Raw genomic sequence first — 13,537 nt, 5'->3', positions numbered from 1 at the left:
TCGAGCGGCAAGGCGACGACTACATCCTGAACGGCCGCAAGTGGTGGACGTCCGGCGCGGGAGACGCGCGCTGCCGGATCTGCATTTTCATGGGACAGTCTGATTCCGCGGCACCCTCGCACCAGCGGCAATCGATGATCCTCGTGCCGATGGACGCGCCGGGCGTCACGGTCCATCGGATGTTGACGGTATTCGGCTACGACGACGCGCCGCATGGCCATGCCGAAATGACATTCGAGAATGTTCGCGTTCCGGCAACGAACCTCCTGCTCGGCGTAGGACGCGGTTTCGAGATCGCCCAGGGACGACTCGGCCCCGGGCGCATTCATCATTGCCTGCGACTGATCGGCCTGGCCGAGCGGGCACTGGAGGCCATGTGCCGGCGCGTGCAATCACGCGTTGCCTTCGGCCGTCCGCTGGCGGAACAAGGCGCTCTCCGCGCAGATATCGCCGACTCGCGCGTGGAAATTGAGCAAGCCCGGTTGTTGATTTTGAGATCGGCCTGGCTGATGGACACGGTCGGCAACAAGGCCGCGCGCGCGGAGATCGCCATGATCAAGGTCGTGGCCCCGAACGTCGCCTTGCGCGTGCTCGATCGGGCCATTCAAGCGCACGGCGGCGCGGGCGTGAGTGGCGATTTTTTCCTGGCCGAGGCCTGGGCGGCCGCGCGTACCTTGCGGCTCGCGGACGGTCCAGATGAAGTCCATCGCGAAGCGATCGCCCGGCTGGAGTTGCGGAAGTATCCGTCGAATCCCATTTAGTTTCACCATGACCACCGATCTCAACGCCACCGCTCCGATCCGTTCCGGCGAAGAGCTGCCGCTCGAATCACTCGCGGCATACCTGCGGGAGGAGCTGCCTGTCAGCGACGAAACGCTCGACGTCGAGCAGTTCCCGGCGGGGCATTCCAATCTGACCTACTTGTTGCGGTGGGGCGAGCGTGAGTTCGTGCTGCGGCGACCGCCGTTTGGAAATCAGGTGAAGACCGCTCACGACATGAGCCGCGAGTATCGCATCCTGTCGCGACTCTACGTGGTCTATCCGCCCGCGCCGCGGCCGGAGTTGTATTGCGATGACGAGTCGATCCTCGGCGCACCGTTCTATCTGATGGAACGACGGCGCGGCATGATTCTGCGTCGATCCTTGCCGCCGGGCCTCGACGTCACACCGGCGCTCGCGCGACGGATGTCGTGCGCGTTGGTAGACAATCTCGCCGCCTTGCATGCGCTCGATGTCGACACGGTTGGCCTGGCGGACTTTGGCCGGCCGGAAGGCTACGTTGAACGGCAAGTGAACGGTTGGATACAGCGATACGAAAAATCGCAGACCAGCGACGTACCCAGCATGAATCGCGTCGCCGTCTGGCTGCAAGAGCATCGTCCCGCGGAGTCCGGCTGCTCCGTCATTCACAACGACTACAAGTACGACAATGTACTGCTCGCAGCGGAAGATCCAGCGAGGCTTGTAGCGGTGCTCGATTGGGAGATGGCCACGATCGGCGACCCGTTGATGGATCTCGGCACGACGCTCGCCTATTGGGTCGAACCCAGTGATCCGGGGCCATTGCAACAAGCGGCGTTCGGCCCCACCGCTTTACCCGGCGGATTGACGCGGCGCGAAGTCATTGCGCGCTATGAGGAGCGAACCGGCCGCAAAGTTGCTAACCCGGCGTTCTACTATTGCTTCGGTCTCTACAAGCTCGCCGTGATCGTACAACAGATTTACGCGCGCTTCGTGCGCGGACACACTGCCGATCCTCGCTTCGCGCAGCTCGGTCAGCTCGTAATGCTGCTCAGCGGCCAGGCTGATCAAGTAGTCGCTCGGGGTTGGTGAAGATGCCCGGGACTTCGACTATGTCGCTACGTATCAACGCAAAAGCGAAGGCCGAACAGCGTTCGACCTTCGCTTCCTGTGGGGGCAGGCTTCTTCTGTTCCGGCCCCGCGACTTCTATGTGATCGCTCGCTATTTCGCGAGCAGCTTTTGATCGCTGAACACCAGCGAGCGGACTTCGTTCTTGTTGTCCCCCGCGTCGATGAAAGCGAACCGCACCGGCAAATCGTAGTCGCCGACGCGCGTCCAGGTGTTGTAGCACATCATGCTGGACTTGAGCTCGCCCGTCTCCTTGTCCCAAAAGTTCACTTGAAACACTTGGGGAAGATATTTCCCTTCCGGATTGCGATGCACGTCGATCACGTTGATGCTAAACCGGCTCTTGCCCATTTGGCGATTGACCTGCGTGATCACGTCGGCGTCGATGCGATATGCGCTGTGCATCGAAGGATCGTCCTTGAACTTCACCAGCGAACCGAGGGGGTGATGCGTCGCTTCTTCGACCAACTCAACTTCGCTCTCCGGACCGTTGCCGGAGAAGCGATGTTGCACCATCGATTCCAATTGGCCGCGCGCCCAACCCAGGTCCAGGTCGCCAAAGCCGGTCAATTCCACTTCACCGTCGGCGGTGATTTTGGCTTTGCCTTGAGCGCTGTGTTCGCCGTCTTCCAGCGTCAGCGCGGCTTCGAAACCTGGGAAGCCGTCCCATAAAGCGCGTTGCTCACGGGCGTGAGCTAGCATCTGATTGCCGTCCGCCACGGGAGCGTCGGTCGACGACGTTTCACCGTTGCCGGCCAACTCGAACGTCAACGTCGAGTAACGCCGCACGCCGCGATAGGCTTTGCCTTGGTGCTCACCTTCGGTTTCCGGCTCATTGCGGAAGGCGCGGATGGCGTACAGCCCAGCGGCCTTCGCCGAGAATTCAACTTGTCCATTGGCGTCGGTCTTGAACAGTTGATCGGCGTCGTTCGGCGCGATGACCGTCACATCGGCATCCGCGACCGGGCTGCCTTGCCAGAGTACCGTCAACTTGACGTTTCCATCCGCCGCGGCTTCCGGCGCCACGTCGAAGGCCAGCTTTTCCGCGCGCCCGATCTTGGCGAAATCCGCGGCCTCCACGCCGTGCAACGCCTTGGCGTAGTATTCGAGCATCATCGCACCGGCGCCGCGATCGAACACGCCGTAAATGCATTCGGCCTCGATGCTACACGGAGCTTCACCGGCGAGCGTGGCGAGCCACGCGCCGCCGCTGGCCGATTGCTCCTCACGCAGAGCTAGGTCCGTCAACTGGCCCTGAAGATCGCGCCGCCAGGCTTTGCTGTGCGCGACTTTGGCCAACAAATTCACTTCGCCTGGCGCGGCGCCTTCGCTGAACCAGAGCTGCGCGGCGGGCTTACCCGATGCGTCGGGCGCGACCGCGGCCCAAATAAAGTGGGCTTGAGCGGCCGGCGCGGCCAAAGCCAGCAACAGCAGCGTTGCGGCGAGTTGACGTACAGTCCTCATGTGACGAATTCTCCTTCCACGGATTTGTGCGATGAATCAATTGGTTGAATATACGTGAGCTGCGCGCGATGCTTACTGCGGCCAACCGGCCAAAATGGCTTCGTGGCCTTCGCGCGTGGCAAGTGCGTCAAGCGTGGCTTTCGGAGTGCTATCAGCGACAAATCGAACGCCGCCGTCGACGAAAGCGAAGTTCGCTCCGCCGGCATGATCGCTGCGGAACGTGAACCACTCGTCGGAATCATTCACCAGGCGGTCGCTATTGAAGATGCCGTAAGTAGTGCCCCAACTCACGCCGGGGTAGCCGATGGCCCAGCGGGAATTGCCCCACATGACGCCAGGATACAATTTGCACGTCGACGGCCACTTGAGGTTGCTAAGGCCGTAGTCGAATTCGCCCACCATCAAGGTGTTCGATGTACCGTCCTTGCGGCTGATTTTTTCGAGCGTCGTCTTGGGACCCTGGCCTGGGGCGGTAATGGCGCCATTGTGCGCTCCCCAGGGGCGGCCCGATCCAACATTCACGGCGTAGCTGCCCGGGGCGCCGCGCTCATTGCAAACGGAGCTAGGCGCTTCGCGCGGCAGATTCATTGAGGTGCAGAGGAATGTTGGAATCGGCGTCGAAACCACTGCCACGTTGTCCGGATGGGTGACGTCTTTGGAAAAATCGTAACCGTTCTCCAGGGCGTTCTGTTCGATGTACGGCAACACCAGCAGAAAGGAACTTGCCGAGTGCAACGTGTCGGAACTGGCGCTGGGCAACGCTTTGTAGGTCTCGTGATACGTGTGAAATGCCAGCGCCGTTTGCTTGAGATTGTTCTGGCATTGCCCGCGCCGCGCTGCTTCGCGCGCGGTTTGTAGCGCGGGCAGCAGCAGGGCGATCAGAATGCCGATGATGGCAATCACCACCAGCAGCTCGACGAGCGTGAAGCCTAGACGTTTCTCCCGGCTGCTGATGCGTCCACGCTGGCGACCAATCGCAGCGCTAAGCAGGCCTCCAAGAAGCAAGGCGAACGTCGTCGGCTCGGGGACCGGGTTGCCTGGCAAGCTGGCGCCAAAGTTGTTGCGAACGGCATTCAGATCCTGCACGTTCACTTCCCCATCGAAGGGAAACGTATCGCCGAGGATTCCGTCGCCGGATTCGCCGAAATTGTTGCGCACAGAGTTCAAATCGGCGATGCCCACTTCGCCGTCGAACGGCGCCGTATCGCCCGGCAGCACCACGTCGTCAATCAACTCGTAGTCGATCAGCAATGTCGGAGGCGAAATCGGTTCACCCGTGGAAAAGCTGACATTCTCCTTCGTAAAAAACGCCGGGTACGACTCGGTTCCTCCTTGCCCGGATACTTCATGCAACGACGTGAGCATCAGCGCAAGCGCGCCGGTTTCCAATGACTGTTGCAAGTAGTCCACAACGCCCGGCAACTCAAGATCAAGCGTGAAGGTGAACACCGTGCCGTCGACGGCCGTCCCACCAGGCGACAACGGCGCCTGTCCTACGGCCCACGGCAGCGTATCGAAACCGAGTGAGACGCTATCCGACACGTCGACGAGTTGACCTTGGCCGCTGCCGCCCAATGCGAACGCGGCGCGGTCAATCGATGTTGGTTCGAAATTGCCGAAATAGGGCGTGCCCTCTTCGAATTCGGGTGCTTCCAAGTCGAGCGGTCCGAAACCGATGCGCTCGTAGCCGTTCCGAAACCCAACGCCGAACAACTCCAGCGGACGCCCCGGATCGCCGTCCTCGCCGACATACGAAGCCACGTTGTCGTAAGTGGGGTCGTACGCGATGTTGCTACCGCGCCCCACCGTAGCCGTCATCACCACCGAGTTAATTCGATAGCGCGATGCTTCCTCGCCCGATGGAATCTGGCTGGCGGTGTTGAAGCCAATCAACATTTGCGAAAGGCGGTCCTCGTCCGCGGAGCCTAGCGTGGCGAAGGTCGTGGCAAATTTGCCGTCGCCTGGCGAGAAGGCATTGGAATAGCCCCAACTATCCAAGTCGGGCAGATTCCATTGCACGGTCTCGCCAGCCGCCGGCTGAATCCACAGCGCGGCGGCGCCAAGGACGAACGTCAGGAGGTAGTTCCGCATCCTTGCCATGCTCATGCAGGCCGCCTCCGCAATTGACTCCAAACCACACCGCCAAGCGCCACGAAGGTCACGGCCAACAATGAGAGCGAGCTCGGTTCCGGAACGGCGGTCACGTCCAGCTCCAGTCGGACCGGGTTACCGCCTGTGAACTCTTTGGCTAACAGCCGGGAGTAATTGTCGGACAATCCCAACGTGGAAAAAACGAACCCGAGCTGACCCTTGTCGAGACCGGATTGCAGGTATTCGAGGATGGCTGGATTTGACAGGTCGACGTCGAACGTCAGCTCCGTGCCAGCAACCAGATTCGCGCCCGGCGCGAGGCTCGATACGCCGACCGCAAACGGAGACGACTCGAAACCGGCCGCCCCATCGTTCAAGTAGTCGACGCTGTTCGCCACCGAAATGGGGTCGCCATTGGCGCCGAAGCTGATGGGGCGCACATAGCGACCGGTCGGCGGGCCAAAACCGCGAGGATTGTTTTCCTCGTATGCCGGGGGCACGTTGTCGGTCGTCACGCCGAAGGCGAACGACGAATAGCCGGCCACGAAGCCGGCCCCGAACAGTTCGATCGGCCGGCCCGCATCGCTATCGGCGACATATCTGGCGGCCGTATCCTTGAGGTACGTCGCGACAGAGTCGTACGTTCCATCGTAGACCGGCGTGCCCGAGACGCTGGATACCGTGGCGACCAGTTTCACCGACGCGATCTGATAGTTCGCGGCGCCCAGGCCGGCGGGGACGGAACCTGAGCCGCCGTTCACGGAATCGTAAGCGACGATGAATTGGCCGTCCCGCTCGTCGAGGCCCTCTTCGCCAAGGGCCGAAAAGATGGGGGCTTCAATTTCGCTGCCGTTACCGGCAAACGGATAGTTCCAGCGGTCCAGGCCAGGCGCGGTGAATGTGATGGTTTCGGCTGTCAGAACAGCCGGGCTGGCGAGCACCGCCAAACAGCAAAGGTACGCGAGCGGCTGGCATAGTTTCATGGGGTGCGATCCAAGAAGTGAGGTTTCAGTGTTGCCGACATCAATGTCGCACGAACTAATAAATCATGAGATTCAGTATCAATTAGACGAGATTTTAGTCGTTCTGGCGACACTGTCAACCGTCTGGATCAAACACTGCACTTGATACGCGCGTCCGACATCGCCGGCAACTTTTGAGAAATCGACACGCGGCGTTGTTGACATTGAGTCTCAATTTATATATTCTGCGACCGTTCGACTACTGGACGTCCATTTTTTGGGGTCTTCTCATGACTGAGCAATCACCCATTACGTCGCCAAATCCGGCCGCCATCACAAGCGCCGTGCCGTTGCCGCAGGATTCGCGGATGCTGCGGTCGACGGAGATCTTCGCCGGGACCCGGGAAGTGCTGATCGCGCATGGCGACGAGTACTACCGCCTGCGACTGACGCGATCCAATAAGCTAATCCTGCACAAATAGGCGAAAACCGCCCATTCCGGCATGCTCCTGACGCTTCCGCGGCCTCTTCCCGCAATCTCGTCGGGCAGTGGCGGTTGAAATCCCGCCAGCCGCGTGGTATTGGTTGTAACGCTTCCGCAACGTGTAACAGCCACGACAGTTACGTTGACTGCACTGGCCTTGTGAACTGGCGACGCAACAAATTCGCCAGCTTGCCCAACCCCGCCATGACTTCACCGGGTGGGGAGTTATACTAAGAAGCTTAGGCAGAATGCCGTGCTTGCTCAGAGATCCACACCGATGCCCAAGGCCCTTACCATCGGCGGGATGGTCGTTTCGGCCGTCTTGCTACTGCTGTTCGGACTGGATCTAGCGATCGAGATCCCGTTCCAACGCGTTAGTCCGCTGATGGATATCGGCGTCGTGATCTGCGCGCTGATGTTGGGCTACATGAGCTGGTCGACGCTACGCGAGATTCGCTAGCGATCAGGCCGCTTCCGAGCGCAGGATAGAATTCGACGGGAAAGACTCCCGGCGGCGCAATTGGCCATCCACGAAGGCCTGCAGCGTGGAAGTCTGCAAGCGGCCCTCGTGGCGTCGTCGCTCTGCGTATGCCAGCACGCGATCGACCATGCGCAGGAATGAAGCGCCCCCTTCGACCAGTTTGGGCCCGTCCAGCACCCAGGTGATGAGTCCGCCTTGAGCGGCGCTGCGATCGATCCCCCGGCGGCTGGCCATCAGCCCTCCCTCGAAGTTCCGCCAGGTCGTTTTTACCTGCCAGAGGCCCCAGCGAACCGCGTGGGCGGTGTTGGGCGCTGCCATGCGCATCCCTGTCGGCCACCAGTTCGCACGACGAGCATCGGGCGCCGTGCTGCGGAGCACGCTCATGCCGGCCCTGACCAAAAGGTCGTAATGAGGTGCGGCGGTTTCGCGCACGGCCAATGTGCCAAGCTTTACGCCACGTTGTGCCGCCTGTTGCACGCGTTCCGCGAGTTCCCTGGAAAACCTGGCTCGGCCCATCGTCGGTGCCGTCCACGACGCCTCGCCCAGGAGCGCCAGTTCGTGCGGCAAGGGGTCCGAAAGCAGCCGATCCGTCATCAACGAGTGGGCCGGATCGCTCATGGCCCAGGTGCCGGCCACGCCGTGGTTCGCCAAGACTCCCAGCAATGCCACGGAGGTTGAATTCAAAGCCCTTTGGAGGTTCAGATCGCCGCGCACGTCGGCGGCGTCGACGTCCACGGAGACCACGAGCACTCCCGTTGGTGATTGTTGGGACATGATCTGGCTGACTCCGTTCACAAATGGCGAGTGGCATCCTGCTGGTTCTGTTTCTCGGCTTGCGCGCGCCGGCCCCTGCATCAAAATGGACAACTGGAAAGACTGGGCGCTCTCGTGAAGTTTGCCGGTCGCGCGTCTCAGGACCGGCCGCGTCACCCAATCGCGCTATCCTGGCCGCGCTCCGCCGCGAGGATCGCCGCTACCACTCCGGTCATCGTAGCTTCGCTCGCTTCCGCCCGAGGCGGATGTCCAGCAGCGCTCAGTACTCGGCTCGTAAGTGGGCTGATGCTGGCCAGTTGCGTGTTGTGAAGCCCCTCGCCAAACAGCGCCACCAGAGATCGGCCGATCGCCGAACTCGTCACCGTGATCCAATTGATGCGTCCAGCCGCTAAATCTTCCAAGATCGCTGGTTCGGGCGCTTTTACGTCCACGCTCCGATAGACGACGACCTGTTCGACCTGGCAATTTGCAGCGCGGAGGCGGTCTGCGTGAACCTCGCGGCCGCGACTCGCTCGGGCCAGGAGCACTCGCTGGCCTGCCGCCATAGGAACGAGGGCGTCGGCCAGGGCCTCGGCATCGAAGGCCGCGGGGACGACGTCGGCGCGCAGGCCATGTCGGGCCAGTTCCGCCGCGGTGCCCGGCCCGATGGCAGCCAGTTTCGTGGCGCCCAGTGAGCGCATATCGCCGCCGACGTGCAGCAACCGCCCCAGCAAAGCCCGCACGCCATTCGCGCTGGAAAACACCAGCCATTGAAAGTCATGCAGGCGGCCGAGCGCGGCATCGACCGTCGCCCAATCGTGTGGCTCTAGTAGATCAATCGCCGGTTGAAATAGCACATCGGCGCCGGCCGCCGCCAGCAAGTCGGCCAGTTCATCCGCTTGATGCTCGGGCCTGGTAACCAGTACTCGCTTTCCGAAGAGCGGACGTTCTGCAAACCAGGGCCTCCAGCGCTCTGCTGCGGCAACTTCGCCGACGATCACGATCACCGGCGGACGCAAGCGGTGCTGCGCCAGTGCTTCCGGCAACGCTTCCAGAGTCGTCGTTTCGGAATGCTGATCGGGCCAAGAGATCCGTCGCACGATGGCTGCGGGGGTGTCCGCGGGCTTTCCCGCCGCGATCAGGGCCTGGCTCCAAACCTTGGCGGTGGTGACGCCCATATAGAACACCAGCGTGCCGGGAAACTTGGCGAGGGCGCCGTAGTCGATCACATCGCCTGTTTGCTTCGAGCTTTCTTGTCCCGTGATGAACGCCACGGCCGAGGAGGCGTCGCGCTGCGTAAGCGGAATCCCCGCGTAGCTCCCAGCCGCGAGGGCCGCCGTCACGCCAGGGACAATTTCGTATGCGATGCCGGCCGCTTCCAACGCCTCCAACTCTTCCGAAACTCGGGCGAAAATGGTCGGGTCGCCGGCCTTGAGGCGGACAACTTGCTGTCCAGCCTTCGCTGCAACGACCATCCGGGCGTTGATTTCGTCCTGCGAAAGCAGCCGCCCACGCCCATGCCGGCCCAGACAGACAAGTTCTGCCCTGGCGGGAGCATGCCGCAACGTGCGCGGATTGACGAGATAGTCGTAGAGGACGAGATCCGCCCACTCCAGGCAGCGCATACCGCGCAGGGTAATCAACTCCGGATCGCCCGGTCCAGCACCGACTAGATAGACCTTGCCGGGCTTGGATGGGACGCTTTCGGTCATGTTATCCGCGGGACCAAGTTGCCCAATTGAAGAGAATTCAGGAAGGTCTCAGCTTAGACGCAATGATTGCTATGGCACAGCGGATCGACCGAATGACTCAATCCGGGCCGAATAGGCAGTGGTGACTCCTAAGGTTTAGACAGGTCCTGAATCTCCGCTTCTGGAAAAAGTCGACGAGCCTCAGCAACTTCGGCCGAGGTCATTTCCTTTGCGCTCCAGGAGTGCACGGCCATTTCGTCAAAGATAATCGGGCCTGGCCAGTAGATGTTGCCATGCGGCCCCAGCTTATGGCCATAGTGATTCTGATGTGCTTCCATGAAGTCCCGACGCTGCTGTATCCACCGCAGGTGGTAGGCGACCCAGCAAAGCGGTATTGTGCACACGGTGACGACCAGTAGCGTCCTCAACCCAAAGCGAAATCGGCGTTTCTTAGGTGCGTCCATCCCCTGAGTCTAGCAGGAGGCAGGAACGGCCAGCTATTGCTTAGAATTTGCCTCTGGGAGCTTTCTGTCTGAAATACGGCATCTAGACACAACCGCCCGTTTGACGATAAACTGTGCGATTCTACCAGTTTGTGGTCATCGCCCGGGCGGTTCTACGGCGGAGCCGGGTCGGGTCGGTTGTTCGGATCCGCCGGTGGGCGAGCTGAAAGGAGCGGGTGTGGTCAAGCTGAACGTTCGGGATCGGGAATCCATCCAGGAGGCGGTGCGTCGCTTCCGTAAGTTGGTGGAGCGGAGCGGGATCAAGAAGGAAATGCGCCGCAAGGAATACTACGAAAAGCCCAGCGAAACCGTCGCCGTGCCCGGTTGCGCGCCGAACGCCGCACCCGCCGCTTGAGAACGCCGACCGCCCTGTAGTCTTGGCGGGATCGGAGCGATTTTGCCGCCTGGCGCGGCCGCGCCGGTAACTTGGCGCAAAAAAAAGGCGCGGCAGGGTCCCCTCTAGCATCCAGCCTTTCCCCGCCGCGCCGGTGACCAGCGCCCCTCCCCAAGGCACTGATACACTCAAACCTAGTTCCGATGCGGGCGGCGGTCAAAGTTCCAAGCGGTGCTTCTAAGCGATGTGCCGGGCCGCCAGGGCAAGCTATCCGGTAGTGCCGGTCGCATGGTGCAAGCGCCGTCCCCAGGCGCTAAGTGTTTTCTCGGAAAGACTTTTTGGCGGATGAAATTCCGTTCATCGCCGAGCCGGGTTGTTTGACACTCCCCGCGCCGCCAGTAGAATGAATCCCAGGTGATGCGTCCGCGCGTCGCCGTCCGAGTCCTGCCGCCCGAGAGGCTCCTCCCATGTCGCCCTTCCTCGCGTTCTTGCCCAACATCGGCATCCCGGAATTGCTCGTCGTCGGGCTGGTGGTGCTGTTGCTGTTCGGTAACCGACTGCCGACGTTGATGCGTTCTTTGGGACGCGGCGTGGTGGAGTTCAAGAAGGGCGTGCAGGGCATCGACGAAGATTCGGCCGGTCGTGGCGAAGATCTGGATAGCGCCTCGAAACGCGAGTCGGCGCCGGTTGATTCGAGACGCGGAACGTAGCCCGTCGCGCCGCCATAGTTGCGCACTTGTTTCATTCGCTGGCACTTCATGCACGGCGATCCCTTCGCCGCTTCGAGTAACACGATGTTTGGATTGAGCCCGATTGAATTGTTGGTGATCGGCGGCATCGCGGTGCTGCTGTTCGGCAGCCGCCTGCCAGAAGTGGCGCGTTCGCTCGGCAAAAGCATGAACGAGTTCAAAAAGGGCGTGAATGACCTGAAAAACGAGGTCAACATCGACGACCGCCCGCGCACGTCGCAACAGCGTTTTCCCCAGGCGGACGATCGCGACGTGGCCGTCGCGCCGAAGTTCGAACCGCCAACCAGCGAGCCGATGCCCGACGTGAAGGAAGAACCTCCGCGGGACGAAGCGCATCCGGACGAACCGGTCGCTTAAGGCGCCACCAGCTGGATGTCCACAGCGCTACGATTGCGCGCAGCGTCAGGGCGACTCGCTAGTTCGCCAGCAGCCGAGCGGCCGCGTCGAGATACTCCAACGCACCATAAACCGTCACGGCGGCGCGCTTGACGCTGTTGAGAAGCGACGCGTCTTGAAGCGTCGCGGGCAAGGGTTGCGCGAGATAGCGGGCCATCTGGCCGTCGTGCCGCTGAAACGCGGACGGGTCAATGTCGCGCAGTAGTCCGGAGGGAGCGCCCGCCGCCTGGCTGGCCTTTCGACGTGCCTTGAAGCGAGAAAGATATTCGTACGCGAGCTTGTCCGCCGCGCCTCGCGGACCTGAATGCGCCCGCACGTTCGTCGCGTCGGAATAGGGCGTCCGCACGTTGGGCAAGAGCTGTTGGTTGAGCTTGCGCACGCGATCCTTGCGGAAGTTCGACCAGGCGCTGCTTTGCATGGCGTGTTCCGTGGCCTCCAAGTCAGCGAGCAAATAGACCGGGGTCGTATAGAAGGCCAAGTCCGCGGTGTGCGCCGGCGTCCAACGCAGTCCGCCGTTGAAGTAGCAGAACAATCCGGCGAAGACATGCCTCGGGACGTTCGCGTGATAGGGTTCGAGGAACGCGAGATCCTGACGGACGACGCGCACCAATTCGTCGCGTGAATTGGCCTCCCGCACGCCGCGCAACGTCGGTCCTTTCATGCCGAGCATCGCAAAATTGCAGAGCGTGTCGAAAATCCGGCTGCGCAGCCCCGGCGCCTTCCAGGTGGTCTTGTAGGTCTTTTTGATGATCGAATCGGCCGCCAGACCGGTGTGATAAACGCAGTCCCGGTTCAACACGCCGCGCAGCCGGCTGTAATTGCCGCCACGGAGAAAAATCTGCGCGTCGGTCATCAATGTGTATGCCAACGGGTCAAGGCGATCTTCCCATTCCGGCAGTTTCACATCCAACTGAAGTTCGCGGGCGATCGCGGCCACCAAATCCCGTTCCTCGCTCGGACCGGAAATCAACTCGGGCCGTACGCCTTGTTGCAACAGCAGGCCCAACACGAAGCGACTGTCGAAGCCGGCGCTCATGCCGAGTTGGCTCGCTGTCATCGGCGCGATGCTCAGTAAGCGTTCCACCATGCGCGCGTCGTCGGCCGGTCGGAGTGAGAACTCCGCGAGTCGCACGTGCTGTTGTTGGCTGACGATGTATTTCCCCGGGAACGGGATCTTGCGGACTTCCTCGAACAGCGTCGAGTCGCCGGGAAAATGGCCGGCCGTGGCAAGAATATTGAATCGCACCGGGGTAGGCAGCAATCGGAAGACGGCGGCCAGCAGCAACTGCATGTCGGACACCGCCCCGCGACACGCATAGATTTGCGTGATACCGACGGGGCTGACTTCGATCGAGCCGCCTTCGGTTCGAATCGCACAGCCCGTCAACAGCGGATGGAAGGACGTGGGCAGCAACTCGTCATGCACGATCGCCGCATTGCATTCCGGCTCGTCGAAGGCGATCTTGCCCACGAATGCGCCGTCGCGATAGAGGTGCAGATTGTCACAGGGTCGAAACGGCTGCCAGATCAGGGATTGGTTGCCGATACGGTGAACGACATGAGTTCCCCGCGCATACGCAGGCAACATCCTGGCCATAGTGGCCAACGCGCGTTCCGCCTCGGCCACCTGATCTGTCAGAATAAACAAGGGACTAAGAGCTCCTGGAGCCGTCCGCGGCCAGCGACGCGACGGAAGCGGGTACGAGCGAGGGAACGGCGCCTGCGCGATCGGACCAGCGGCGACGAAACGCCCACAGGC

At 61.6% G+C, this 13,537-nt stretch carries 12 protein-coding genes and 1 pseudogene; 7 read left to right on the top strand and 6 right to left on the bottom strand.

Going from position 1 to position 13,537, the window contains the following annotated elements; translation table 11 throughout:
• Together SGJ19_20135 and SGJ19_20130 are read left to right on the top strand one after the other, a co-directional pair.
• On the top strand, positions 1-761 hold a 761-nt coding region (locus SGJ19_20135), incomplete at its 5' end, for an acyl-CoA dehydrogenase family protein (GenBank protein ID MDZ4782562.1).
• A 7-nt stretch (positions 762-768) separates the two neighbouring features.
• Positions 769-1,833: a phosphotransferase family protein gene (locus tag SGJ19_20130; protein ID MDZ4782561.1), complete on the top strand. Its 1,065-nt coding sequence runs from the start codon at positions 769-771 to the stop codon at positions 1,831-1,833.
• A gap of 130 nt (positions 1,834-1,963) precedes the next feature.
• Here SGJ19_20130 and SGJ19_20125 read toward each other — a convergent pair whose 3' ends face one another.
• The 3 genes from SGJ19_20125 to SGJ19_20115 form a co-directional block, all read right to left on the bottom strand.
• A complete protein-coding gene (locus SGJ19_20125; GenBank protein MDZ4782560.1) occupies positions 1,964-3,334 on the bottom strand; it encodes a DUF3386 family protein in 1,371 nt (456 codons plus the stop codon).
• Positions 3,335-3,406: 72 nt separating this feature from the next.
• Entirely contained in the window at positions 3,407-5,440 is a 2,034-nt protein-coding gene (locus SGJ19_20120; protein ID MDZ4782559.1) for a DUF1559 domain-containing protein, read from the bottom strand.
• Entirely contained in the window at positions 5,437-6,408 is a 972-nt protein-coding gene (locus SGJ19_20115) for a hypothetical protein (GenBank protein MDZ4782558.1), read from the bottom strand. The genes SGJ19_20120 and SGJ19_20115 overlap by 4 nt, the downstream gene beginning before the upstream one ends.
• Positions 6,409-6,677: 269 nt before the next feature.
• Here SGJ19_20115 and SGJ19_20110 point away from each other — a divergent pair, with 269 nt between their 5' ends.
• Both SGJ19_20110 and SGJ19_20105 read left to right on the top strand, forming a co-directional pair.
• Positions 6,678-6,869, top strand: coding sequence for a hemin uptake protein HemP (locus SGJ19_20110; protein MDZ4782557.1), 192 nt, complete (start codon positions 6,678-6,680; stop codon positions 6,867-6,869).
• Between the two features lie 279 nt (positions 6,870-7,148).
• Complete coding sequence (locus SGJ19_20105) at positions 7,149-7,331, top strand: hypothetical protein (protein ID MDZ4782556.1); 183 nt, start codon at positions 7,149-7,151, stop codon at positions 7,329-7,331.
• Positions 7,332-7,334: 3 nt separating this feature from the next.
• Here the strand turns inward: SGJ19_20105 and SGJ19_20100 are convergent, their stop codons facing one another.
• A complete protein-coding gene (locus tag SGJ19_20100) occupies positions 7,335-8,126 on the bottom strand; it encodes a hypothetical protein (GenBank protein MDZ4782555.1) in 792 nt (263 codons plus the stop codon).
• Between the two features lie 152 nt (positions 8,127-8,278).
• The gene (gene cobA, locus SGJ19_20095; protein ID MDZ4782554.1) at positions 8,279-9,817 is read right to left on the bottom strand and encodes a uroporphyrinogen-III C-methyltransferase; all 1,539 of its coding nucleotides are present in this window, start codon (positions 9,815-9,817) and stop codon (positions 8,279-8,281) included.
• 660 nt (positions 9,818-10,477) lie between these two features.
• Here cobA and rpsU point away from each other — a divergent pair.
• The 3 genes and pseudogenes from rpsU (at position 10,478) to SGJ19_20080 (ending at position 11,739) form a co-directional block, all read left to right on the top strand.
• Positions 10,478-10,674: pseudogene (rpsU, locus tag SGJ19_20090) on the top strand (30S ribosomal protein S21).
• 426 nt (positions 10,675-11,100) lie between these two features.
• A complete protein-coding gene (locus SGJ19_20085) occupies positions 11,101-11,343 on the top strand; it encodes a twin-arginine translocase TatA/TatE family subunit (protein ID MDZ4782553.1) in 243 nt (80 codons plus the stop codon).
• A gap of 84 nt (positions 11,344-11,427) precedes the next feature.
• Positions 11,428-11,739, top strand: a complete 312-nt coding sequence (locus SGJ19_20080; GenBank protein ID MDZ4782552.1) for a twin-arginine translocase TatA/TatE family subunit — start codon at positions 11,428-11,430, stop codon at positions 11,737-11,739.
• 58 nt (positions 11,740-11,797) lie between these two features.
• Here the strand turns inward: SGJ19_20080 and SGJ19_20075 are convergent, their stop codons facing one another.
• Positions 11,798-13,426 (bottom strand): hypothetical protein, encoded by a 1,629-nt coding sequence (locus SGJ19_20075; protein ID MDZ4782551.1) that lies wholly within the window; start codon positions 13,424-13,426, stop codon positions 11,798-11,800.
• Positions 13,427-13,537: the final 111 nt, after the last annotated feature.

Source organism: Planctomycetia bacterium, from assembly GCA_034440135.1.
Taxonomy (GTDB): domain Bacteria; phylum Planctomycetota; class Planctomycetia; order Pirellulales; family JALHLM01; genus JALHLM01.
The sequence above is the reverse complement of the archived record's forward strand: the minus strand, read 5'-3'. Positions and strand labels throughout refer to the sequence as shown.